Consider the following 24,205-nt stretch of genomic DNA (forward strand, 5'->3'; position numbering starts at 1 on the left):
AGCCCAAGGTGCGTTAAAGTCCTGCAGGCGGTACGCCGTTAAAATATAACGACTTTTTAGCAGCTTGCGCGCCGCTTTTGTGTACACTTCCCATATGGCATCGCAGACGCAGACGGTGCACCAAGCATCCTCGGAGGCAGGCACACGACTTTTATACGGGATGCCGCAGACGGCTCATTTAATGCGCCATAGATGCGAAGCGCAGACGGATGCATTAAATTAAAGCGCACAGCCCGAAAATTTCATCTTTAAGCTTATAAGCCGTAGATTAAAATTTGCGGCTTCGTAGTACCGCCTCCGCCTCCGTAGCGTCTTTTAAAATCTGCTCTTTAAGCTGCGCTAGATCGCTAAATTTGCGATTTTCACGTAGGAATTTTATAAATTTCACGCAAGCAAATTTCGCGCCGCTGTTTTTGTCCGCAGCCTCTAAATTTTTATTTTCGACGCCCAAGCTCTCGCTCGCCGCAAAATTTTGTGTAGAAATTTCAGCCGAATTACACGCCGAAATTTCATCTAAATTTTGCGCAGAATGTGCGGCTTGCCCCCCGCAGCACGGCGCGTGATCTTGCGCGGAATTTAAACCCGCCTCAAAGCCTGCAAAGTCCCCTAAAATGTGCGTTTCAAGTGCAAAAGCTCCGTCGGTGCTGAGCCTATGCCCCAAGAAGCTCACGCTTGCAAATTCCTTGCTTCCAGTGCGCGCCAGGGTCGCATACACGCCGCTTTTTGGCATAAAATAGCCGCTCGCATCAAGATTTAGCGTCGCTACGAATTCCCGCGCCCCGCGCCCCTGACCGCGCACTACGCGTCCGCAGATCTCGTAATTTCGCCCTAAAAGCTCCGCCGCCTCTTCGCACCGACCGCGCGATAAAAGCTCTTTGATCCTGCTTGAATGCACGCCGCCGCCGCTTAAGCAAAACTCTCCTACGACGCAGGTTTGCCCGCGAAATTCGCGCCTTAAAAACTCCGCGCCCCACGCCCTATCACACCCAAATCTAAAGTCCTCGCCTACGACGATTTTTTGTAGATTTATGAAATTTTGCCTTAAAAGTGCGATAAATTCGCCTCCGCTAAGGCTTTTGATAGCGCGTAGATCGCAATAAAAAATCTTTTTGTTCGTAAATGCCTGCCGTGACGCAAAAGGGGTTAGCTTCGTGCCACCTCCTGCTAGGATTACGATTATTGCGCCGTGCTCGCCTAGGCGCTCAAATAATTTTTGATGTCCAAGGTGCATGCCGTCGAAGTTACCGATCGCTACAGCGCGCACATTATCGCGGTTTGCGCCTTGTAGCGTTGCGAAAATCTCGCCACGTGTGAACTGCTCGCTTAGGCGCGCACGCAGCACTTCCGCACAAGCAGGAAGCGTGCCTTGAGCTTGCGCGTCTACGCCATTGCCGCAAGTGCCGCCATAAGCCGTTTCGTTACTGCAAGCGGCGTCGGTGTCTGCTTCATCTGCGCGGTGCGCATCGCCGGTTTTGTTTTCGCTCAACTCTTGCCTTGGACGTTTGATATTTTGAGATGAATTCTCCCAATTGCTTGTGAAATTCTGTTCCGTAAAATTTTTCAAGCTGGAATTCTGTGCTACGAAATTTTGCTCTTTAAAATTCCGCAGCGAAGCCTCTGTATGGTCTTTGCCTGATTTTTGATTAGCCATTATTGCTGCTTCGTCCAGACGATTTTTTTGGTGTCGTAGCCACTGTGCTTCGCCTTTTTGAGATAGAGGATGCGGATCGGCTCGGGCAGGGTTTTGGTGCGCGATAGGATGTAAAGCTCGCTCGTATCGGCGCCGAAGATCAGGGCGTAGCGATAGTCGCCGTCCACCTGCGCCACGCGGTAGAGTGAGTCGGAAATCATGCCTTTTTGATAGAGCAGGCCTACGCTTTTATCGCCCGCAAACTCCAATACGTGCTGCTCGTTTTCGATTTTACCAGAGCTTGTCTTAGCGGTTTTTAAAAGATTGATCGTAGAGTTTTTATCGATAAAGCACTCGTACGCGGTGTTTTGCAGCTCGCCACTGCCCTTCATGCGGGCGATCTCGTACCAACCGCCGCTAAATTTAGCGATGTCGAAGTTTTTTACGATCGGCGCTTTTGGGCTCAGGCTTTTGGCGCATGAGCCCAAAAATAGCGCGCAAAACGCCAATATAATTAAGTTTTTAAATTTCATCGTTCATCCTTTTTAGAAGATAGAAAAATTCCCTATTTCCCTCTTTACCCGTGATTTTGCAGGCGCTAGCGTACAGTACAGTAAGCCCCAGCTCGGCGCATAGTCGCTCAAATTTCGCCCGTGCGGCGCGCACTGCTTTTTCGTCCCTGAGCACGCCTTTTTTATTTCGCTTGATCTCCGTGCCGACTTCAAATTGCGGCTTAAATAGCACGATGAGAGCGCTTTTTGCAAGGCTTGCGAGGCTTTTTAGGATCAAATTTAGCGAGATGAAGCTCACGTCGCAGGTGATGAGATCAAATTTCTTCTCGCTTGCAAACTCCCTGATGTCGGTGTTTTCGCGCACGATCACGCGAGGATCGCGCCGCAAAATTTCGCTTAGCTGCGAGCTGCCGACGTCAAGCGCAGTCACGCTCTTTGCGCCGCGCTGCAATAAAATTTGCACAAACCCGCCGGTGCTACTGCCCACGTCCAAAACATCTGCTCCAGCTAAATTGAAAATATCTTTTTGCGAGGGCTTTGTTTGTACCAGCTCCGCGCTGCTTTCTCTGCGGCACATGCCCGCCTTGCCACCCGATTTGGAAGCTTTCGCCGCATTTAAAATCTCTGCCGTATCGGCGCCCGCGTCCGTTTGCAAAAGCCCTACCGTCTCGGCTCCTGTGCTCGTCTGTAAAAATTCCACCGTTTGCTTGCCTGCACCGGTTTGTAAAAGCTCCGCCGTATCGGCATTAGTTTTTGCGGTACGGATCGCCTCGGTAGTTGCTTTAGCGCTCTTTGTCGTCGCGGCAGCCGCGCTTGGAATTTTATCAGCCTCGTTCGCGCCTAAAATTTTATCCGTAGCCGCAAAATCTGCACTTGAAATTTGCGTTGTTACTGCGCCCGCCTTTTGCGTAGCTGCCGCTTTACTATCCGCTCTTTTTGCGGTACTGCGCGGCTTTGAAATTTCTGCCGCCGAGTTAGACGAATTTGCGCCGCAGCTTGCTAAAAGCCCGTTTTCGGCTAGCTCATCCAAAAAGCCCGCAAGCTTGAGCGCGCCCCTGCTTACGTAAATTTGATCGGTCGCACTGATTTCGCCGCTCTGCTCGGGCGCGATCTGCACAGAGGGCCTGTTTTGCACGGCGCCTCGCAGCAAAATTTTATCCTGCTTTATCAGCGCGGCAGCCTGATTTCTGCTGATTTTAAGCGTATTTGCGACGAGCAGATCAAATCTCATTTTTTCTTTTCTCCGCGCCGCGATGAAATTTTAGAGCTTACGCAGTTTTTGCGCAGCCTTGAGCTTAAAATTTTATCGCGCATAGCAAAGTCGCGTGCAGCAGTGTCGCAAGGCTCAAACTTTAACCCGCGCCGTGCCGCAAATTTAGCCATACTGCGCATTGTAAATTTCCGCTCGCCGTGCGTTGCAAATTTTATTTTGCCGCTAGCGAAAATTTTAAAATTTTTCCTATCGGCGCAGTGTTTTAGTGGTGCAAAATTTGAGATATTCTTGCTTGCAGCCGCACCTGCCGACATCGCGCTAGAGGTTTTGGTGTCGCGGCAGGCGGAGCCCGCCCGCCTAGCAGAAATCGCCTCTCGGTCTGCCGCTTTTGCACGCGCCTCGAAGACCTGTGATCTAGCGCCGACCACTCGATTTGTCGCTTTTGCTCTTGCCGCTTGCTCATGCGCTACAAAATTTTTAAAATTCTCGCGCTTCATAAAACACACAAGTGCCGCAGGGTGGAGATTGCTTTTAAAATTTAATCCCGCGCCGTTTGCGTGTGGGTTCGGCGCCGAGCAAAAAACCTTCACTCGCCGCTCCCCGCAAGCGTTTCAGGCTCGCTCTTGCCGGGTAAATTTGCACCGGGCGTCGCCAGGCTCGCAAGCGCTTCAAACTCGCTCTCGTCGATCACCAGCACGCCAAGCGAGCGAGCTTTTTGTAGCTTGGAGCCCGCTTCTGCGCCTGCGAGCACGAAGTCGGTCTTGGCAGATACCGAGCCCTGCACCTTCGCGCCCATCGCCAAAAGCCTGGCCTTAAACTCGTCGCGCGGACGGCTGAGCGTGCCCGTGATGACGACGCTGCGGTCCGTGAAGGCGCTTTTGACGGTCTGCATCTGGGGCGCGCGAGGCGTGATGATTTCGCTTAGATTTAGAATTTTTTCGCGATTTATCTTGCAAAACTCCGCTAGGCTCCTTGCCATCGCCTCTCCAAAGCCCTCCAGGCGCAGGATTTCATCCTCGCTCGCATCCAGCCAATCCTGCCCGAATGCCGCGGCGATCTTGCGCGCGGCCACCTCGCCGATGTGCTCGATCCCCAAAGAAGCGATGAAGCGCTCAAGCGGCGCGTTTTTGCTCGCATTTATCGCGCCCAAAAGATTTGAAATTTTTTTATCCGCAAAGCCCTCGAGCCCCGCCAAATCCTGCGCGCTGAGGGCGTAAATATCGTCGATCTTTGAAATTTTGCCGCTTTCAAAAAGCTGCGTGATCGTCGCATCGCTTAGCCCTTCGATATTCATGCATTTTTTGGAGCAGAAATAGATCAGCGCGCCTATCACGCGCGCCTTGCAATCGAGGTTTTGACACTTTATGAGCGCGCCTTCGTCAAGTAACTTCTCGCCGCAAACCGGGCAGCGATCCGGGCGCGAAATTTCACTCTGCGTGCCATCTCTGCGCTGTTTATAAACGCTTGTGATCTTCGGGATCACGTCGCCGCTGCGGATGATGCCTACGAAGTCGTTTTTCATCAGCCCCAGCCGCGCAATCTCGTCGAAATTATGAAGCGTCGCATTTGAAACGTTCGCGCCGTCGATATTTACGCTATCTACGACGGCTACGGGGGTGACCGCGCCGGTGCGACCGACTTGCAGATTGATCTCGCGCAGCCGCGTTATCTTTTCGATCGCGGGGAATTTGTACGCGACCATAAAGCGCGGGAATTTCACCGTATAGCCCATCTGCGCACACTTTGAAAGCTCATTTACGCGGATTACCATACCGTCAAGCATCAGGTCTTTGCTCGCGCGCATGCTATGCAGCGCCTCGTACGCAGCTCTGATCTCGCTTGCGCTCTTGCAGATGCGGCAAAACTCGTCGCGCAAAAAGCCGAGACTGCGCACGAACTCCATTATCTGCGAGTGCAGCGCAAAGTTTAACGAATGCTCGCCGACCCCCCACGGGATAAATTTTAACTTCCGCTTCGCTACGATCGCGCTATCCAGCTGCCTCAGGCTGCCTGCGGCGGCGTTGCGCGGGTTTGAAAACAGGCTCTCGCCGTTTGCGGCGCGCTCGTCGTTTAGCGCGTCAAAATCGCTCTTTGCGATCAGCGTCTCGCCGCGGATCTCGATCCTTCCGGCGTAGGGGATCTGAAGCGGCACCGATTTGATCGCTCTTGCGTTTTGCGTCACGTCCTCGCCTATAAGCCCGTCGCCGCGCGTCGCCGCGCTTATCAGCACGCCGCCTTCGTAGGTTAAATTTAAGCTCGCGCCGTCAAATTTGGGCTCGACGTAAAACTGCGCGCCGCTCTTCTCGCCGCGAGCTAGCCACGCTAAAAGGTCCGCGTCGTCGAAAATATCCTCCATCGACCACATCTGCGCGCCGTGAGCGAGCTTGGAAAAGCCCTCGCTGATCGCGCCTCCGATGCGCTGCGTAGGCGAGTAGGGCAGCGCGAGCGTGGGATTTTGCTGCTCGAATTTCTCCGCTTGCGAATAAAGCTCATCGTACTCCTCGTCGCTTGCGATCGGCTTATCGTCGGTGTAATATGCCCGCGCCCACGCATTTAGCGTATCTACCGCGGATCTGTATTCATCGTAATTCATCTTGCGCTCGCATCTTTAAATTTTAAAATTCCGCGCGCCGCTAGAATTCCGCGTTCCGTTAAAATTTTACGCTCAGCGGCGAATCTGTGTACTTGAATCGCTGCGCCGCACAACGAGTAAATTTTAAATTCCATTGCCGAACTCCTTTAGCGCGCGCTCGTAATCAGCCGGCGTGTCGATGCCGATGCTTTCGGTTTCGATACCTAACATCGCGATCTTCTCACCGGCGCTTATGGCGCGAAGCTGCTCGAGTTTTTCGGTATCTTCCAGCGCTGAGGCGGGCAGGGCGCAAAACTGCTTTAAATTTCGCACGCTGTATGCGTAGATACCGATGTGTCCGAGGTAGCATTCGCATGCCGCGCGCGGGTAGGGGATGAGCGAGCGCGAAAAATAGATCGCAAAGCCAGCGTTATCAAGTACTAGCTTGACTAAATTCGGATCCGCCGCCGCTTGCTGGCTTATGTATTTGTAGCAGCTCGCCATAAATGCGCCCTTTTGCGTGATCATGGCGTGGGCGAAATCTTTAAATTTAATCAAATTTTCACTCTCGAAAAAGGGCTCGTCGGCTTGGATATTGATGATGATCTCGTTCTCCGCAAGCGCTGCGTTTGCGACCGCTTCAGCGATCCGATCGGTACCGCTTTGATGTTCGCGCGCGGTGAGAACGGCGTCAAAGCCGTAATCTTGCGCGATCTTCAAAATTTGCGGCTCATCCACGGCGATTAGCACGCGGTCTGCCTTGGCGGCATTTTGAGCCGTTTTGATAAACATCGGAACGCCATCAAACTCACATAAAATTTTATTTTTAAAGCGCGTCGAAGCAAGGCGCGCGGGGATTACTATCATTTTTTTATCCACTCTATTATGGCGTCTTTGATCTCGCTTTGCTCCACGACGCTGGAGTGTACCTGCGGCGCGCTAAAAAGGCGCGAGATCTGCGGCGGAATGTCGCTGTGAAATTCCTTCGAAAGTGCGATCATATCGGCTCGCTCGTCCTCGCAAGCCCTGCCTTTGATCGCGCCGATCATCGACGGCGTAAATTTAATCCACTTCGCAGTCGAGATGATGAGATTTAGGCGGCTTTCGTCAAGCAGCTTAAAGCAGGTCGCCGTGTGCGGGTCGATCAGCACGCCGTGCTCACTTTCTTGCTTGATAAACTTAGCGCACTGCGCATCGTCGCAAAAATCCGCTTCAAAGATCTCGCGCAGCTTCGCAAGCTCGCTCGCGCTAAGTTGATAAAATTTATCTCGCGCCAGGCTTTGCATCAGCTCGCTTGTGCGCGCATCGCCGAATAGATCGCTAAGCAGCCGCTCGACGTTGGAGCTAATCAAAATATCCATCGCAGGGCTGATCGTGCGGATGAGCTCGCGTTTTCGTAGATCGTAGATGCCGCGCGTAAAAAGCTCGGTTAGGATATTGTTCGCGTTTGAAGCGATCTTGATTTTGCCGATCTTTGCGCCCATCTTTTTGGCGAAATACGCTCCTAGCGCGTTGCCGAAATTTCCGCTTGGCACTATGACGTCGAAGGTGTTAAATTTAGCGCTCTGTTTTGCGTTCTGCGCGCTGTTTGCGCCCGCCGCCGCGCCAAAATTTTTGCTGCCCGAAGCGTTTAAATTTTTACCGCACGCCGTGCACTGATCGCTTTGCTTTAAATTTTGCTCGGAGCTCAATACGCCGTGCTTTGAGAAATAGATACTAGCGTAGAGGTAATAGATGATCTGAAATAAAATTCTGCCGAAATTTACCGAGTTTGCGGCGCTTAGATTTAAATTTGCCCGCGCGAGCTCGTTTTTGAAATCCTCGTCAGCTAGCAGCGATTTTAGAGCGCGTTGCGTATCGTCGAAGTTGCCGCGCACGCCTACAATTTTAAGATTTGCCGCGCTTTGTTTAACCATCTGCTGGCGCTGTATCTCGCTCGTGCCGCCCTGCGGATAGAGGCAGACCGCTTTGATGTTTTCATCGTCCGCAAAAGCCTCCAGCGTCGCAGGCCCCGTGTCGCCGCTCGTGGCGCACATTATTAAGAATTTCTCGCCTCTGGATTTTGCGATGCTTTTTAAAAGCGCGCCGAAGGGCTGTAGCGCCATATCCTTAAACGCGAGCGTCGGGCCGTGGTAAAGCTCCAAAATATAGGCGTTTTCGCTTAGTTTTTTGATCTGGACGGGGCAGGCGGGATTTTCAAATTTATCGTAGCGCTTTAGCGCGCTCTCAAAGACCTCGCTGCTTACGTCAAAATCGAAGCTTTCAATGATTTTAAGCGCGATCTGTTTGTAGCTCAGATCCTCGCACTGCTTAAAAAAATCCTCGCTCAAAAGCGGCAGCTTCTCGGGGCTGAAAAGCCCGCCGCCGCTCGCGCTCGGATTTAGCAGCGCGTAGCTAAGATCCGCTTTTTGCGAAAAATCTCTCGTAGAAACCAGTTTCATCTTTTTCCTTTTTAAAATTTTAAAATTTACGCCCGCCTAGGCGCTTTAAATTTGATCGTTTGGACTTTTTGCACGGACTTGCGGCATTGCGGTTTTACGCCCGCCGCATCCGCGCTCGCACCTAAATTTCTTCCTTTATTAAACTTCCTATGCCGCCGTCCGTGAAAAGCTCAAGCAGGATCGAGTGCGGAATTTTGCCGTTGATGATATGCGCGGCATTTGCGCCGTTTCGCACGCATTGCAGACACGCATCGACTTTGGGGATCATGCCGCCTGCGATCGTGCCGTCCTTTTTAAGCTTCGAAATTAGCGCGGCATCGAGCTTGCTGATTAAATTTCCCTCTTTATCGAGCACTCCGTCAATGTCGCTTAAAAATATCGCCTTGCTCGCTTTTAGCGCGGCTGCGATCCTGCTGGCGCAGAGATCGGCGTTGATATTAAAGCTCACGTTTTCGTCCGTCTCGCCGCCCGCAAGCGGGGCGATCACCGGCAGATAGTCCTTTTGCAGCAGGTCGTTTATCAGCTTGGTGTTTACCTCGGTGATCTCGCCTACGAAGCCGTATTTTTTCTCATCGAGGAATTTTGCCTTCAAGAGCCCGCCGTCCTTGCCGCTGATGCCGATTGCGGGCGCGCCGTTTTGGTTCAAAAGCGCCGTGATCTCTTTATTTACCGCGCCGCTTAGCACCATCTCGGTAATTTCGATCGCGTCTTTATTCGTTATGCGAAGCCCGTCCTTAAACTCGCTCTGCACGCCGATCTTATCCAGGATCTGATTGATCTTTTTGCCGCCGCCGTGCACGACGATGATCTTGATGCCGACCATATGCAAAAGCACGATATCGCGGGCAAAATCAAGCTTGAGCGCATCGTCGGTTTGCGCCGCGCCGCCGTATTTGACGACGAAAATTTTATCTCTAAATTTACGGATATAGGGCAGCGCGGAGATGATTACTTCGGCGGTTTTGCTCTTTTTTATCATAAAATTCCTTTAAAAACCTTATTTTATCATAGCTTGGTTTATGTAGTTTTGAATTTCGCGGATAAAGTTTTCGCTTAGCTTCAAATTTAGCAAAATCACCGAAATTTCCGCGCCCAAATCCCTCAATTTCACGTAATCTTTTGCCGTGCATAGGATATGCTCCGCGTCCTCGCGCCTTAGCAGCTCTAAAATATGCTCTTTTTTGAAATCGTAATGATCGGGGAAAAACGCGTGGGCTTTTGCGAGCGGTAAAAACTCTTGCAAGCGCCAAGGCTTGGCGATGGCGCTGATTAAGATCGTGCGGGATCTCTCAAAACCCGCCTCTTTGGAATTTAAAATTTTATCCGCGGCGGCGGGGTTTAAATTTGAAATTTCATCTGTGGCGCGATTTAAATTTAAATCCGAAATTTCATCCGCGGTGGAATTTGAATTTTCATCCGCAAGATTTGAAATTTCATCCGCGCCGTTTAGCCCCTCTTGCAGATCCGCCGCCGAAATGATTTTAAGCTCCTGCAAAATGTCGCTCGGAGAGGGTATGAAATCCGCAAATTTATAAAAAAACGGCGGGTAGCGATACGCGGCGAACGGCAGGCAAAAGGGCAGCTTCGGCGCGCTTTGCGGGCGTAGCAAGATATCAAATTTAGAGATATTAAATTTAGAAAATCCGTCGTCCAAGATCACGAGCTCAAAGCCGAGAGTTTGCGCGCGCAAAATCCCTGCGGCGCGATCTTCGCTAACGATTACGTTTGCGCCGCGCAAAAACAGCGCGTACTCCATCGCCTCATCTCCGCTTTGCCGCACGTCGCAAAGTATCCGCCCGCCGAGCGCTACTTCGAGCAAGCCTCTACTTTTGCGTCCGTATCCGCGAAGGATGATGCAGGTTTTGAACTCCCCGTTAAATTCTTTAAAAAGCGCCCGCACTAGCGGGGTTTTGCCGCTTCCGCCGAGGGTTAAATTTCCGACGCTGATTATTGGAATTTTAAATTTTTGCGGCTTAGCAAAGAGCCTTTTTAGGCATACGATCAGCGTATAAAGTAGCGATAACGGCGCTAAAATCACTCCTAGCGCAAACCACGCGGGGCTCGGGTCGTATAGGTTTCGCTCGATTAGGAGTTTAAACACGATTTTGCGCTATCTCTTTGATCTGCTCGCAAATGTAGCTCACATCGTCGTCGCTAAGCGCCGTATAGATCGGCAGGGATAAAATTTGCTGATAGTTTTTAAGCGCATTCGGGAAATCATTGACCTTGTAATTATATTTGCTTTTGTAGTAGCTTAGCAGATGCACCGGCACATAGTGCAGCGAAACGCTCACTCCGCGCGAGATCAGCGCCTTGGCGAAATCGTCGCGGTTTTTGTCGATCTTTACGATGAATTGAGTATAGATATGCTCCTCGCTGTCGCTTGGAAGCGTCACGTGCGGGCAGTTTGCGAGCTGCTCGCGGTAGGCTGCGGCGATCTGCTTGCGGCGCTTTATAAAGGCGTCGGTTTTCTCAAACTGAGCGATGGCGTAGGCGGAATTTATGGCGTTAAGATCGTATTTTTGACCGATGCGATCGACGTCGTAGGTAAAGGACATATTGCCGTCTTTGTAAAAGGCGTCTCCCACGATGCCGCCGTTTCTTAAAATTTGCGCGGCGCTTGCGATCTCATCGTCGTTCGTAACGAAAAAACCCGCCGTAGAGATTGCGTCTTGCGCTTGAGGATTGATCTGAAAGCACGATATGAGCGAGCTTTTAAGCGCTCCGATTTTTGCGCCCTTATAGGTAGCGCCCATAGCGCGGCACGCATCGTCTATAAGGATGATATTTTCGCTTTTGGCGACCTCGCTGATGGCGTCTATATCCGCAGCAAGCCCTGCGATGTGCGAGATGAAAGCGCATTTTAGCTTTTTGTGGCGGTTCTGATCTATCGTGCGAGCAAGGCTTTCGCTCGTAATGTTAAAGCTTATCGGATCGATATCTACGAAAACGGGCTCTGCGTCGAAGTGGCGGATAACTTCGGCAACGTTAGGGAAGGAATTTACGGAGCATAAAATTTTATCTCCGCGCTTAATATCCATCGCACAAAGCGCCAGATGCAGCGCCGTCGTGCCGCTCGTAGTCGATACGGCGTGCTTTACACCGAAATATTTACAAATGTCCTCTTCAAAAATTTCGCTATATCTTATATCGCTGTTATAAAGGGCGCTTTTAATTAAGTCTTCCTCTTTTTTATCGATTTGAGCCTTATAAAACGGTATCTCTTTCATAAATCTCTCCTTAGTGCGCGGGCTCTATGCGGGCGACCGCGGGCGCGCGAAGCTTAAAATTATTTTTAAGAATTCTACGGACGATAAATTTCACCAGCTCTTGATTGTGGCGCGAGTTTTTCAGATATTTCAGATCGTCCGCGCAGATCTGCTCGCCCGAGCGAAATTTGGCCCTTAGATTAGGCCGCGAAAAAATATCTCTTAGCACGCTATCTAAAATCTCGTAGCTGTATCCAAGCTCACGTTCGTCGCTTTGATTTTCCCATAAATCGGCGCTGGGAGCTTTTTTTATGATCGCATCGTCTATGCATAAAATTTTTGCAAATTTAAACAGATCGGTTTTTAAAATTTCGCCGATCGGATTAAACGCGCAGGCTAGATCGCCGTAGATCGTACCGTAGCCTAGCATCCTCTCGCTAAGATTGCTCGTGCCTACGACTACTCCGCGTTTTTGCGCGCTGTAATCATAAAGCAAGCTCATGCGTATTCGCGCGGCGAAATTTCCGATGCGAAGCGGGTTTGCACCGGGATTTAAAGCGGTAAAATTTTCTACAAATGACGCGATCTCTTGGATTTCGTAGGGGATATTAAAGGATTCGCAGTGAAAGATGCCGTCTGCCATATTTTCTAAATTTGAACCCGCACTAGGCAGGATAAGTCCGTAAGTGGGGATCTCAGTAAGTGCACAAAGCGCAGAAACCACGGCGCTGTCAAGCCCACCGCTGATACCCACTACAAAGGCGTCCGCACCAGTCTCGTCGAGTCTCTCCGATAAAAAATCGGTCAGTTGCGGCAGCAAATCATCCAAAAACATAATATTTAGCCTTAAAATTTTACGTTAAATTGCGCGAATTTTAACTATTTTTGGCTAAATTACGGCTTTAATTTAAGCTTAAAAGGAGGATTTAAATGCAAATTTTAAAAAAAGCTTTCGGTGAATACGCGACGAACTGCTACATTCTAAAGGGCGAGCAGGGCGATCTTGTGATCGATCCTGGCGAGGGCAGCTTTGATTGGGTGATGCAAAATACGGGAAAGATCGCGGCGGTTTTGAATACGCACGGGCATTTCGATCATGTTTATGATGACGCGAAGCTGCAAAGGACGGGCGCTAAAATTTATATCCACGAGGAAGACGCCTTTATGCTGCGGGCGGATCCTTTTGAGACGATGCCCGAGCCCATAGAAGCTGATGTGCTCGTAAAAGGGCAGGAGCAAAGCCTTGAAATAGCGGGCTTTAACGTTAAATTTAGCCTTTTTGCCGGACATACGCCGGGCAGCTGTATGATTGAAGTGGACGGCGTGATTTTTAGCGGCGACGTAATATTCAAAGGCTCTATCGGCAGGTGGGATTTTCCCTTTTCAAGCGGCGCACAGATGAGAGAGTCTTTGCATAAAATTTTGCAGATAAAGGGCGATTTTGCGCTATATCCGGGGCACGGAGCAAATACTAGCCTAGCGGCCGAGAGGCAAAATTTAAAATATTTTTTGCAATTTTTTGAGCGCTGATCGTTTAAATTTAACTGCGTTTCGCCGCACAAAGAGCTGTGAAGTGGCGTGAAGTGGCGAAGTGGCGTTAAATTTTATACCGCTTTGCTCGTGGGCACCGGAATTGATACCACTTTACTCGCATCGCAGGCGCCGAAATTTGCCGCTTAATTTACGGTTGCGGGCGTTAAATTCTGCGCTGCGTTCGCACTATGACTGCACTAGCGTGCGCTGCGCAGATAAAATTTTAAAATTTACCGCCGCTTGATTAAATTTAGCAAAATTCCGCGCCGCCGCGCGTACAAGACGCAAAGCGTAACGCAAAAGCAAAATTTAAAATTCGTGCTGCCGCGCGTGTAAAGCGTAGTGCAAAAGGCGAAATTTAAAATTTGCGCCGCCGTACCGATCCTAGCCGCTACAATGTGATCTAATCCAATTCGAGCCCGCTAAATTTAGTCAAATTTTACGCTCTACCGAACACAAAATTTTTGCTGCGAGTCGATAAATTCAGTAAATTTTACGCGTTTTAAAGGCGCAGATCACGCCCGAAGCCGCACGTAGATACGCCTCGGGGCGGGATAGCCCTCGATCGTGTGCGAGCCGTCGAGCGGATCTAGGAAATTCTCCAAGCTCTGCCCGTCGATCCACTCCGTTTTGCGCTGCTCGCTAGCATCCGTGGGCTTTTGAGCCAAAATTTCAAAATCTCTAAATTTCGCCCGCTCGCACCAATTCTGAAGCGCGCCGACGGTCGGGACGAAGTAGATATTTGAAATTTTTGAGTAGCTGTTTTTCGGGCACAGTGCGAAATCGCCCGCTCCTTCGATATACATCGTGTCTAAAAACACCTCGCCGCCCGCATTTAGCGAAGCGCGCAGATCTTTTAGCATCTTTACGGGGTCGCTGCGATGGTAGATGACGCCGAGGCAGAAGATCGTGTCGAATTTGTGCTCGTAAAACGGTAGATGCTCCACGCCCAAAAGCTCGAATTTCGCGCCGCTGCGGAGGAATTTCTCGAGGAAGCGAAACTGCAGATAAAATAGCGCGCCGGGATCGAACCCCACGAGCCGCGCAGGAGCAAGCTCGCCCATACGAAACATATAGTAGCCGTTGTTGCAGCCCACGTCGGCGACGGTTTTGCCGCTCAGATTTAAAAACGGCCGCAGCAGGTTAAATTTCATGAAGCTTCGCCACTCGGCGTCGATGAAAAGATCATTCAGCGCGAAAGGCCCCTTGCGCCACGGCTTTAGCGCTCGCGCGATACGCAAAATTTCATCTCTCTGCTCCGCGCTAGCGTTAAAGCTTGCACGCACGACGTCGCCGCACTCGCAGTCGCATTCGCCTGTTTTCAACGCCTCGATCGCGCTTAAAATTTCGCGGTTTTGCCCGCTTTGCAGCTTTTTAAAGTTCTCGTCTCTGATTTTTTGCAGATCCATTTTTAATCCTAAAATTTCAAATTTAGCGCCATTTTAACATAAAATTTTATCCATTTTAAGGCGCAAAGAGATAAAATCGACTTGCAATTCAAGCAAAGGAGCAAAAAATGCAAGAAGCAAAAACGAGAAAATTTAGTCTCAGGTTTAATCACGAAATTTCAAGTAGTGGCGCAGAGGTGCGGCTTTGGCTGCCGTTAGTGCTGCAAGAGCCCTATCAGAGGTTGCTTGGCGAATATCATGCCCGCTCAAATGCGCAAGAGTCTGCTATCTGCGGAGATCATATAAGCACGTACTACGCGCGCTTCGCACCCGATAAAGAGGCAAGAGCGGGCGTCGGCAAATACGGCGAGCAAGGTGTCGTAGGCGAAGAGGATGATTATTTTGAGCTTAGCTTCGATATTGAAATTTCGGAGCGAAATACCGATTTTAGCAAGGTAAGCTTTAATGAAAATGAGCGCTTGAGCCCCGAGATCGAGGAGTTTTTAAAGCCTTCAAAGCTAATTCCGGTAGAAGGCGCTGCGAAACAAAAATCAGACGAGATCACCGGCTCGCTTAAGGGCGATCTAGAAAAGGCGCGCGCGATCTACGAGTGGGTCGCAAAAAATATGAGCCGCGATAATAGCGTGATCGCATGCGGCAGTGGCGATGCAGCGGCGATTTTAAGCAGCGGCAAGCTAAGTGGCAAATGCGCCGATATTAATAGCGTGTTCGTCGCGCTCTGCAGGGCAGCGGGCATTCCTGCGCGCGCTATTTACGGTATCCGCACGGGCGCGGCACAGAAATTTTCGCCTGAAATGGGCGTCATGGGCGCTCTAAGCGGCGGTGCGCTTGAAATTTCGGGCGCGCAGCATTGCAGAGCGGAATTTTATCTAAAAGGCTATGGCTGGATCCCAGTTGATCCCGCGGACGTTACGAAGGTGCGACTCGGCGAAGGCTTAAGCGAGGATGATTCTAAGCTGGCGCGGGTGCGCGAATATCTTTTCGGCAATTGGGAGCCGTGCTGGCTGGGCTTTAACTACGCTCGAGAAATCGTGCTAAATCCGCGCCCGGCGTACGTTCCGATCGAAATTTTTTCGCATCCGTATTGCGAAGTGGGCGGCACGCCGAAAGATCCGTACTCGCCTAAAAATTTTATCTACGAGTATTTTTCGCGAGAAATTTAATCCTCTGGCGGCTTGCATTTTACCGCCGCGATTTGCTTAAGCTAAGCCGCCGCGCTTCCTCGAAGCTCAACCGTTTAATCTAAGCGCACGCTTGGCTTTGCGACAGCGGCGCTTTTTGCGTGGTTTAGCCTACGCCGCCCGATACATACTGCCTCGCGCCTAGTTTGCGGGCTATCACGCCCGCTTTGGCGAAATTTCGCGCCGTGTCTTTGGGCGAAATTTTGAAATTTTAAAATTCCGCGGCGAGCAAAATTCTAAAATTTTAAAGCGAGCGAAATTTTGAAATTTTAAATATGGATAGAATTTTAAAATTTACGACTTGCGGAATTTTAAAATTTAGCGATTTCAAAGCCGCAAAAGGCTAAAATCAGCGCGTAAATTAGGGCTAAGGCTTAGCCATTTTATTTTGAAGGCATTTCATGCAAAGACGCGATTTTTTAAGAAACACTGCGATTTTAGGCGCCGTTATGGCAACTCCGAGTACCATTTTGGGCGGGGAAAAAGTCATTGGCAAAAAGAGAGCTTTCGGGCTATCGCTAAATCACGAAATTTTGGAGAAGGGTAAGCAGACGCGGCTTTGGATACCGCTTCCTCTTATCACGGAGTATCAAAAAGTAAGCGACATAAAATTTGACGGCAATTTTAACGATCCGTCCGTGGACTACGGCGAAATTCCGACGCTCTATGCCGGCTACGTCGGTGTGGCAAAGCCCACGCTAAATATTAAATTTAGCGTCGAGACCTTTGAACGTAACACCGACTTTAGCAAGGTAAAATTTAATCCGAACGAAAAGCTTGGCCCCGAGGTGGCGAAGTTTTTAGAGCCTAGTGCGCAGATTCAAATCGACGGCGTCGTCAAGCAAAAATCAGACGAGATTGCAGGCGGCATAAAGGGCGATTTGGAAAAGGCGCGCGCGATCTATACGTGGGTGGCAAACACTATGCAGCGCGATAATAGCGTGCTAGGTTGCGGGCTAGGGGACGTGAAGCAAATTTTAAGTAGCGGCAAGCTAAGCGGCAAATGCACCGACATAAATAGCGTTTTCGTTGCACTTTGCCGCGCGCAGGGCATCGCCGCAAGAGAGATGTTTGGCATCCGCGTCGGCACGTCGAGATTTAGCGCTCAAATGGGCGCCGCGCCTAAAGACGGCGTCAGCCATATCTCGGGCGCGCAGCACTGCAGGGCGGAATTTTATCTAAAAGGCCACGGCTGGATCCCAGTCGATCCCGCGGATGTCACGAAGGTGCGCCTAGGCGAGAAGCTAAGCAATGACGACAGCAAGCTCACTAAAATCCGCGAGTATCTTTTCGGCAACTGGGAGATGTGCTGGATCGGCTTTAACTACGGCAGAGACTTCACGCTAAGCCCACGCCCAGCGCAGTTTCCGATCAATAATTTCGGCTATCCTTACGGCGAAGTGGACGGCAACACTCTTAATTACTACTCGCCGAAAGATTTCAGCTACGATTACAGATCGAAGGAGTTGTAGCGGCTCGCGTTTTGCTATGCGGAACGTCGAACTACTTGAGCTTTTTGAGTAGGTATACAAGAGAGGCTTCCCGCTAGACGACTTTGGGCGGATGTGTAAAAGCGCGCCTAATCTAAATGTTGCCGCGTCTGCATTGGAAAAAAATTCCGCGCTTTATTTGGCGTGGAATTTTAAAATTTTTTAGAATTTTGTGAGCGACATGGCGGCGGAATTTTAAAATTTCAAGATGAATAAAATTTTGAAATTTTTCGGCGCGTGAAATTTTAAAATTTACGGCTTATGGAATTTAAATTTTACCGCTCTGCGCCACTCTACGCGCAATTTGGTAGCGGTAAATTTTGCAGATAAAATTCCGCGCCAAAAGCAGGCTGCGGTGCGATAAGATTATGGCAAGATTATAATTAAAAGGTAAAATTTGAAAACCAAACTAGAAAATTCCGCGCAAGAAACCTTGGCGCAAAAGCGAGAAAATCCTGGCAAAAATCGCTTCAGCACGCGCAGTTTGTGGCTGATATTTGTCGCGATTTTTAGCGCGGTCGCGGCGACGTTTTGTTGCCTACCTGCGCTTTTATTTTTGATTTTCGGCACGAGCTTTTCCATTTTTTCAGGCGCAGAGGCTTTCGGCAACTACCGCGCGCCGCTTTCTGCGTTAGCGCTTTTTTGCTTCGCGCTTTCTGCATTTTTCTTTTTCAAAAAGCCGCGTACATGCTCACTGCAAAGCGGGCGCAAAAAATGGATTCTGATCTACGCGCTCTTAGGAGCCTTGCTTGCCTTTATGCTTACATATCCTGAAATTTTAGGAGGGCTTTATGCGTAAAATTTTATTTTTGATGCTTGGATTTACAGCGCTTTTTGGCGACAAAGAGGTTAAAATTTACGTGGAAAAAATCCACTGCCCGCTCTGCACCACGATCGTGCGAAAGGCGCTTTTGCAAACGCCAGGCGTGATAAGTGCGAAGGTCTCGCAGCAGAGCAAAACCGCAACCGTCGCGGCAAAAGATGATGCAAACGAGACCGCGATGCTTGAGGCGATCGCGAAAACGGGCTATGAAGGCGTAATCGTAAAATAAAAATCCCCGGCAAAATTCTGACTAAATTTTAAATAAAATTCTTGCTAAATTTCGGTAAAATTCATGCGACTTTGTATAAAATTTCATTTTGCGCGGCTTGCCTGCAGCGTAAGCTAACGCGATTGAAATTCTGCACATGTTTTGCGGAAGCGCTATGCCGGCGCGGTCGCTTTTAAAATTTAACGGGCGTGTCGCAATAACGCGTGGATATAATAAATTCAAAAGGAGCAAACATGCAAAAAAACGAGGTTATGAACGATTTTAAGAAGCTGTGCGAGATACCGCACTGTAGCTGCGAAACGGAGCAGATGAGGGAGTTTTTGGCGGATTTTGCGCGCTGCCTGGGCTTTAGCGTAAACGTCGATGAGGCTGGCAACATCCACGCCGTAAAGGGCGAGCCTAAAATCTGCCTGCAAAGCCACTACGACATGGTTTGCGTGGGCGCGGCGCCGAATTTGCAGCTCATCGAGGAAAGCGGCATCCTAAGGGCGAAAAACTCGAGCTTGGGCGCTGACGACGGCATCGGCGTGGCGATGATGATGGGCGCGATGAGGGAGTTTGCAAATTTGGAGTGTCTATTTACCAACGACGAAGAGGTCGGACTCGTGGGGGCAAACGCCTTTAAGGGTAAAATTTTATCGCCGAATTTGCTAAATTTAGACAGCGAAGAGGACGACCGCGTGACGCTGGGATGCGCCGGCGGTATAAACGTAAGCGCAAAAATAGGCGCCGCGAGCGTCAAAAAGAGCGGTAAAATTTACGAGATCGGCGTTACTGGGCTTAGCGGCGGGCACTCGGGCAACGAGATACATAAAAATATCCCAAACGCGACGAAGCTGCTGGCGAAATTTCTCGCCGAGGAGGGCTGCGAGCTAATCAGCCTGGATTTTGGCGAGAGGAGCAACTCGATCCCCGCAAATGCCGTGTGTAAGGCGCTGTGCGCGCATGAGCCGGCGCAGCGCGGCCTAGCGTGGGTAAAGAGCCTAGGCGAAGGCGAAGCGGACGTGCTGGTAAACAGCGGCAAAATTTTAGCGCTAATTAACTCCTTCGCTCAGGGCGTGCGCAGCTACGACACGCAGCTTGGCATGGTAAACGAAAGCATAAATCTCTCGACCGTTAAGCAAAAAGAGGGCGTGATCGAGTTTGACTTTTTCGGACGCGCGATGAAGCGAGAGGGGCTCGAAAATCTGGGCTTTGAGACCGCTACGCTGGCTAGCGCGCTTGGTTTTGACGTGAGAGTAGCCGACCGCTCGGCGAACTGGGCGCCGCACGTCAGCGACTTCGCGCATCTGGTGCTTGAGGAGTTGCAAAAACAAAAGCCGCAGGCTAAATTTGCCGCCGTGCACGCAGGCCTTGAGTGCGGCGTACTGGTCGCAAAACAGCCCGAGCTGCAAGCCTGCTCCATAGGCCCGAACATCTACTCGCCGCACTCCGTGAACGAGCACTGCGAGATAGCGTCGGTGGAGATGATGGCGGAAGTCGTAAAAAATATAATCGCTAGATTGCAATAAATTTAGCGGCTTGTCTTTTTGTCCTATACTTCGTTGGATTCAAATTTTACTCGGTCACTACCGACGAGGTAGCTCCCGTCGTAAAATTTAAATCCGCCTCGTCTAGAACAAAAATACTTCGCCTTTAAAATTTAACGGCGGCTTGGCTCACGAGCGCTTTTTAAAGAGATTTTTGCTTCGCTTTGCTCGCAACTGCTTTTTGAAAAGTTACGAATGCAAAGAATGAAGCGGAGCGGACGCTAAAATTTGCTCAGCGGGATTACTTACCGAAATAGAAATTTAAAAGGATATAAAAATGGAAAGCCAGATCAAAAATTTTCTGCAAAATTGCGAGCAGATTATTAAATTGCAGGTAAAGCGATACGAAAATCGTAGCACTTTTGCAACCAAAATTCCACCCGTTTTTATACTGCCTTATGATGAATTTGAGAAAAAATACGGCTCAAATTTACATTTGGATAGTAGTTTTGATGTGCTGGTGTTTGACGGCGATCTTAGCCTGTCGGGAGGCACGATAAATTCCGCTTGGCTTGAGGATAAATTTAGCGAAGCGGGCGGTAAAAATAGCGCACGAGCGATGTTTGTTAACGGAAATTTATCCACCGGCGGCGATATCATCGATGATGATTATCTGTTTTTACAAGTCGCCAAAGATACGGCGTGTGATTATCTGCATTCGCAGGACGGCGTTATCGCGATCGGCGGCAATCTAACGGCGCTTTGGGGCATAAGCGGCGAATACAACGACGGAATGTTGCAGGTTTTTGGAAAAACGCAAGCGCCGTATATCGTCTCAAACGACCACGCGATGCCTGATTATAGCGCTAGCGAATGCGTCTATATCCTAGATGGACGGATCGGTCAAAGCTACCTGGGTGCGCTTGATGGTTGGGAATTTTTTGAAGATTGCGAGCTGATGTTTAAGGACGGAATTTGCGTAGATGAGCATCAGATCGATATTTCTACCTTTTTTAAATTCGTAAAAAAGGGCGCTAATCCGCTGGTGGACTTTAAAACTTTTGAAGCTAGAAAAGCCGCCTGGGACGAAGAAAATGAAGAGCAGGAGCCCGAATACGCAAGCGATCTGCCCAAAAATTCCGAGACTATCGCCGAGATGATATATTTAGAAAATTTCAGCGGCAGCTATGAGGAGCTATACGAGTATATGGTGAGCGAATTCGAGGCTATAGAAAAAATCGGCGACGAAAGCGAAAAATATGCTTATGGCGGCAGAGCTTTCAAGCTGTCTATCATTGCGGCGAGAATGGCGGAAAATTGGCGGCTGATTACCCAGCGTTACTCTGCGCGGCAGATAGACGAGCTACGCAAAATCATCATTAAGAGCGCGACTAATTTGGCTGATTATTTTTTAAAGATTGGCGATAAAAAACAGCTTGCGTTCATCTATGAATTTTTAAACGATGATGCGGTGAGCATCGAAAAGGACGAGCCGTTTTTATATGAAACGCTGGTGCGCGCGAGCTTGGAGCTGCAAGATTACGATAACGCTTACGCGTTAGCGTCCGTCATCGATAAAAAGTCCGAATTTTTGCCGCAGGAGATGGCAAAAAGCATCGCGGACGTGATTAAAAGCGAAGGATACCGGGCTTGGCTGGCAAAACAGTAAGCTCCGAAAAGCAAAATTTTAAATTTTTCTAAAAGATAAAAACCAAAGAGGCGTTTATAAAATTTCAATCTAAATTTTCCGCGCCATAATAAGCCGAACATCTGTCGTAAAGCGGCTTTAAGCAAGGCGTCAAAATTTTAAAATTCCGTCAAATTTAAGTGCGTAAATTTAAGCCCGCATCTGCAGGCTGAAATTTTACGGAAAATTCTTATCCTTGCTGCTGCACAGCTCGTTTAAAAAGCACTCCTTGCAGTTTGGCTTGATCGCCTTACAGGTGTAGCGGCCAAAAAGCACCATGCCTTGGTGCAGCTTGCCGAGGTCCGTCTTAAAAGCTTCGCTAAGATCGCGCTCCGTAAGCTCAGGCGTCTTTGCACGGCTCAGCCCCAAGCGATGCGCAACGCGAAATACGTGCGTATCCACCGCCATCACGTTTGCGCCCGCGCCCTCCAAAAGCACGACGTGAGCGGTCTTTTGACCCACGCCCGCAAGAGATTTGAGCCCCGCTTCATCAAGCGGCACGACGCCGCCGAAGTCGCTAACCACCGCCTGCGCCATTTTGATTAAATTTACCGCTTTGTTGTTGTAGAAATTGCACGAGCTAATTAGCAGTTTAACACTCGCCAAATTGGCCTTTGCAAGCTCTGCAACGCTAGGGAATTCCGCAAAAAAGCGCGGCGTGATTAAATTTACTCGCTTGTCGGTACACTGCGCGCTAAGCATCACGCAGACCAAAAGCTGATAGTTATCTTTAAATTTCAACTCACTGCGCTCTTCCGCGAAGTTTTGCAGAATTCTCTTTTTTATCTCTAAAATATCTTTTTTACTTCTCATTTACATTTCCTCAAGTCGGAATTCTACCCTAAAATTCTAAAGTACAGTTTGATTGTTAACAACTTTGAGTTATAATCGCCGTTAAAATTTTTTTAAGGAATTGTGATGAAAAAAGTTTTATTTACAGCACTTAGTTTGGCTGCCGCTATCAGCCTCAACGCTACCGTTTACGCTACCGTCAATGGCAAAGACGTAACCGAAAAGGAGCTTGCTCCGCTACTTCAAGGCATAGGCAATGTAGATATCGCTGCTCTTAATGCCGATCAAAAAAAGGAGCTTATCGATAAAGGCATCGATCTGATGCTGCTAACGGATGAAGCTAAAAAATCGGGCGTTATGGACGAAGACGTTTATAAAAAAGAGCTTGAAATCGTAAAAGATAACTTAGCGCTTCGTGTATGGCAGGCTAAAGAAGCCAGCAAAATAAATATCGACGATAAAGAAATAGCCGATTTTTATAACAAAAACAAAGCGCGCTTTACCGAGCCTGCGAGAATCAAAGCGGCTCAGATCGTCGTTAAAACCGAAGCTGAGGCAAACGATATTATTAAGCAGTTAAAAGGGCTTAGCGACAGTGCGCTATTTACTAAATTTGCAGAGCTTGCCAAAGCTAAATCTATCGATCCGCAAGCTAAACAAACCGGCGGCGAGCTAGGCTGGATGCCTAGCGATCAGGTCAAGCCTTTTGCCGATGCGATCTCTAAGATAAAAGATGGTCAAATCACTACTAAAGCGATTAGAAGCAGGGTTGGATATCACGTCGTGTTAAAAGAGGAGTCTCAAGCTAAAAAGCAGTTAAGCCAAAGCGAGGCAAAGCCTTTTATTGAGCGCGTGCTTAGACAGCAAAAAGCGGCAAAAGTAGTCGAGCAAAAAGCGGCAGATCTTCACAAAAACGCTAAAATCGAGTATAAATAATATAGGAGCTAAAAATGGGCGTTTTAGATATAGTAAAACCGGGCGTTTTAAGCGGCGATGACGTAAGTAAGGTCTATGCGTATGCGAAGCAGCAGGGCTTTGCGATCCCTGCGGTGAACGTAGTGGGGAGCAACTCCATAAACGCCGTTTTGGAAAGTGCTAAAATCGCAAATTCGCCCGTTATTATTCAGTTTAGCAACGGCGGCGCAGCGTTTTATGCGGGCGCTACTTGCCCTAATGCCGCAGTTTTAGGCGCTATTGCAGGCGCACATCAAGTGCATGCTTTGGCGGCTCATTATGGCGTTGCGGTGATTTTACATACCGATCATGCCGCAAGGAAGCTGCTCCCGTGGATCGACGAGCTTATCAAAGCTAATACCACTCATAAAAAAGCTCACGGCGTGCCGCTGTTTAGCTCGCACATGCTCGATCTTAGCGAGGATGATTTGGAGTTAAATTTAGCGACCTGCGAGAAGTATTTGGAAATTTTAAGCGATCTTGGAATTTCGCTTGAGATCGAGCTTGGCGTCACGGGCGGCGAAGAGGATGGCGTCGATAATACGAGCGTCGATAACGCGCGGCTTTACACCCAGCCCGCAGATGTCGCGCAGGCCTACGAGCAGCTAAGCAAAATCAGCGATAGATTTAGCATTGCAGCGAGCTTCGGCAACGTCCACGGCGTGTATAAGCCGGGCAATGTCGTGCTGAGACCTGAAATTTTGAAAAATTCGCAAAAATTCGTCCGCGAGAAATTTAATCTGCAATCCGAGAAGCCCGTAAATTTCGTCTTTCACGGCGGCAGCGGAAGCGAAACCTCCGACATCAAGGCAGCCGTAAGCTACGGCGTAGTTAAGATGAATATCGACACCGACACGCAGTGGGCATTTTGGGACGGCGTGCGCGCTTATGAAGCCAAAAATCGCGGCTATTTGCAAGCTCAAATCGGCAATCCGGAAGGCGAGGATAAACCGAATAAAAAATTCTACGATCCTCGCAAGTGGCTGAGAGCAGGCGAGCAAAGTATGGTGGCGCGCTTGCAGGTCGCATTTGACAATCTAAATTGCCTAAATAGGAACTAA

The 24,205-nt window shown here is 49.4% G+C and carries 23 protein-coding genes; 9 read left to right on the forward strand and 14 right to left on the reverse strand.

The genetic code is table 11. The features are described 5' to 3' along the window. Positions 1–268 precede the first annotated feature (268 nt). The 12 genes from QZ367_RS01725 to nadE all read right to left on the reverse strand — a co-directional run bounded on the left by QZ367_RS01725 (position 269) and on the right by nadE (position 12,412). Positions 269–1,651 carry a riboflavin kinase gene (locus tag QZ367_RS01725; protein WP_291936475.1) on the reverse strand — a complete coding sequence of 461 codons (1,383 nt, stop codon included), beginning with the start codon at positions 1,649–1,651 and terminating at the stop codon, positions 269–271. Next, on the reverse strand, positions 1,651–2,163 hold the full coding sequence (locus QZ367_RS01730; protein ID WP_291936480.1) for a lipocalin family protein: 513 nt from the start codon (positions 2,161–2,163) through the stop codon (positions 1,651–1,653). The genes QZ367_RS01725 and QZ367_RS01730 overlap by 1 nt, the downstream gene beginning before the upstream one ends. Beyond that, positions 2,153–3,373 carry an SAM-dependent methyltransferase gene (locus QZ367_RS01735; protein ID WP_291936484.1) on the reverse strand — a complete coding sequence of 407 codons (1,221 nt, stop codon included), beginning with the start codon at positions 3,371–3,373 and terminating at the stop codon, positions 2,153–2,155. The genes QZ367_RS01730 and QZ367_RS01735 overlap by 11 nt, the downstream gene beginning before the upstream one ends. Further along, positions 3,370–3,945 carry a hypothetical protein gene (locus QZ367_RS01740; RefSeq protein ID WP_291936486.1) on the reverse strand — a complete coding sequence of 192 codons (576 nt, stop codon included), beginning with the start codon at positions 3,943–3,945 and terminating at the stop codon, positions 3,370–3,372. The genes QZ367_RS01735 and QZ367_RS01740 overlap by 4 nt, the downstream gene beginning before the upstream one ends. Beyond that, entirely contained in the window at positions 3,942–5,948 is a 2,007-nt protein-coding gene (gene ligA, locus QZ367_RS01745; protein ID WP_291936489.1) for an NAD-dependent DNA ligase LigA, read from the reverse strand. Before ligA ends, QZ367_RS01740 begins: the two co-directional genes overlap by 4 nt. Next, positions 5,945–6,082, reverse strand: a complete 138-nt coding sequence (locus tag QZ367_RS01750) for a hypothetical protein (protein WP_291936492.1) — start codon at positions 6,080–6,082, stop codon at positions 5,945–5,947. The genes ligA and QZ367_RS01750 overlap by 4 nt, the downstream gene beginning before the upstream one ends. Then, positions 6,072–6,794 (reverse strand): 3-deoxy-manno-octulosonate cytidylyltransferase, encoded by a 723-nt coding sequence (kdsB, locus tag QZ367_RS01755; protein ID WP_291936494.1) that lies wholly within the window; start codon positions 6,792–6,794, stop codon positions 6,072–6,074. The genes QZ367_RS01750 and kdsB overlap by 11 nt, the downstream gene beginning before the upstream one ends. Then, on the reverse strand, positions 6,791–8,368 hold the full coding sequence (gene thrC, locus QZ367_RS01760) for a threonine synthase (protein WP_291936497.1): 1,578 nt from the start codon (positions 8,366–8,368) through the stop codon (positions 6,791–6,793). Before thrC ends, kdsB begins: the two co-directional genes overlap by 4 nt. Positions 8,369–8,489: 121 nt before the next feature. Further along, positions 8,490–9,347, reverse strand: coding sequence for an acetylglutamate kinase (gene argB / locus QZ367_RS01765; RefSeq protein ID WP_291936499.1), 858 nt, complete (start codon positions 9,345–9,347; stop codon positions 8,490–8,492). An 18-nt stretch (positions 9,348–9,365) separates the two neighbouring features. Continuing rightward, positions 9,366–10,469, reverse strand: a complete 1,104-nt coding sequence (locus QZ367_RS01770; protein ID WP_291936502.1) for a tetraacyldisaccharide 4'-kinase — start codon at positions 10,467–10,469, stop codon at positions 9,366–9,368. Further along, positions 10,462–11,598: a DegT/DnrJ/EryC1/StrS aminotransferase family protein gene (locus QZ367_RS01775; protein WP_177387787.1), complete on the reverse strand. Its 1,137-nt coding sequence runs from the start codon at positions 11,596–11,598 to the stop codon at positions 10,462–10,464. Before QZ367_RS01775 ends, QZ367_RS01770 begins: the two co-directional genes overlap by 8 nt. Positions 11,599–11,608: 10 nt before the next feature. Continuing rightward, on the reverse strand, positions 11,609–12,412 hold the full coding sequence (gene nadE, locus QZ367_RS01780; RefSeq protein WP_291936510.1) for an NAD(+) synthase: 804 nt from the start codon (positions 12,410–12,412) through the stop codon (positions 11,609–11,611). A 95-nt stretch (positions 12,413–12,507) separates the two neighbouring features. On the opposite strand from nadE, the gene QZ367_RS01785 reads away from it, so the two are divergent. Then, positions 12,508–13,107 (forward strand): MBL fold metallo-hydrolase, encoded by a 600-nt coding sequence (locus QZ367_RS01785; RefSeq protein ID WP_291936513.1) that lies wholly within the window; start codon positions 12,508–12,510, stop codon positions 13,105–13,107. Positions 13,108–13,625: 518 nt separating this feature from the next. On the opposite strand, the gene cmoB is transcribed toward QZ367_RS01785, so the two are convergent. After that, on the reverse strand, positions 13,626–14,519 hold the full coding sequence (gene cmoB / locus QZ367_RS01790) for a tRNA 5-methoxyuridine(34)/uridine 5-oxyacetic acid(34) synthase CmoB (RefSeq protein WP_291936516.1): 894 nt from the start codon (positions 14,517–14,519) through the stop codon (positions 13,626–13,628). 107 nt (positions 14,520–14,626) lie between these two features. On the opposite strand from cmoB, the gene QZ367_RS01795 reads away from it, so the two are divergent. From QZ367_RS01795 to QZ367_RS01820, 6 genes are all read left to right on the forward strand, one after another. After that, on the forward strand, positions 14,627–15,682 hold the full coding sequence (locus tag QZ367_RS01795; protein ID WP_291936518.1) for a transglutaminase-like domain-containing protein: 1,056 nt from the start codon (positions 14,627–14,629) through the stop codon (positions 15,680–15,682). Between the two features lie 419 nt (positions 15,683–16,101). Further along, on the forward strand, positions 16,102–17,172 hold the full coding sequence (locus QZ367_RS01800) for a transglutaminase-like domain-containing protein (protein ID WP_291936521.1): 1,071 nt from the start codon (positions 16,102–16,104) through the stop codon (positions 17,170–17,172). A gap of 415 nt (positions 17,173–17,587) precedes the next feature. Then, positions 17,588–17,989: an aryl sulfotransferase gene (locus QZ367_RS01805; RefSeq protein ID WP_291936524.1), complete on the forward strand. Its 402-nt coding sequence runs from the start codon at positions 17,588–17,590 to the stop codon at positions 17,987–17,989. Beyond that, positions 17,982–18,242 carry a heavy-metal-associated domain-containing protein gene (locus QZ367_RS01810; protein WP_291936527.1) on the forward strand — a complete coding sequence of 87 codons (261 nt, stop codon included), beginning with the start codon at positions 17,982–17,984 and terminating at the stop codon, positions 18,240–18,242. Before QZ367_RS01805 ends, QZ367_RS01810 begins: the two co-directional genes overlap by 8 nt. Positions 18,243–18,475: 233 nt before the next feature. Next, positions 18,476–19,753 (forward strand): M20/M25/M40 family metallo-hydrolase, encoded by a 1,278-nt coding sequence (locus QZ367_RS01815; RefSeq protein ID WP_291936530.1) that lies wholly within the window; start codon positions 18,476–18,478, stop codon positions 19,751–19,753. Positions 19,754–20,048: 295 nt separating this feature from the next. Then, positions 20,049–21,380 carry a hypothetical protein gene (locus tag QZ367_RS01820; RefSeq protein ID WP_291936534.1) on the forward strand — a complete coding sequence of 444 codons (1,332 nt, stop codon included), beginning with the start codon at positions 20,049–20,051 and terminating at the stop codon, positions 21,378–21,380. 195 nt (positions 21,381–21,575) lie between these two features. Here the strand turns inward: QZ367_RS01820 and nth are convergent, their stop codons facing one another. Continuing rightward, on the reverse strand, positions 21,576–22,211 hold the full coding sequence (nth, locus tag QZ367_RS01825) for an endonuclease III (RefSeq protein ID WP_291936536.1): 636 nt from the start codon (positions 22,209–22,211) through the stop codon (positions 21,576–21,578). Positions 22,212–22,316: 105 nt separating this feature from the next. Between nth and QZ367_RS01830 the strand changes: the two genes are divergently transcribed. Together QZ367_RS01830 and fbaA are read left to right on the forward strand one after the other, a co-directional pair. Next, the gene (locus QZ367_RS01830; RefSeq protein ID WP_291936539.1) at positions 22,317–23,126 is read left to right on the forward strand and encodes a peptidyl-prolyl cis-trans isomerase; all 810 of its coding nucleotides are present in this window, start codon (positions 22,317–22,319) and stop codon (positions 23,124–23,126) included. A 14-nt stretch (positions 23,127–23,140) separates the two neighbouring features. Beyond that, positions 23,141–24,205, forward strand: a complete 1,065-nt coding sequence (fbaA, locus tag QZ367_RS01835; protein WP_291936542.1) for a class II fructose-bisphosphate aldolase — start codon at positions 23,141–23,143, stop codon at positions 24,203–24,205.

Origin of the sequence: Campylobacter sp. (assembly GCF_019423325.1) — a bacterium.
GTDB lineage: Bacteria > Campylobacterota > Campylobacteria > Campylobacterales > Campylobacteraceae > Campylobacter_B.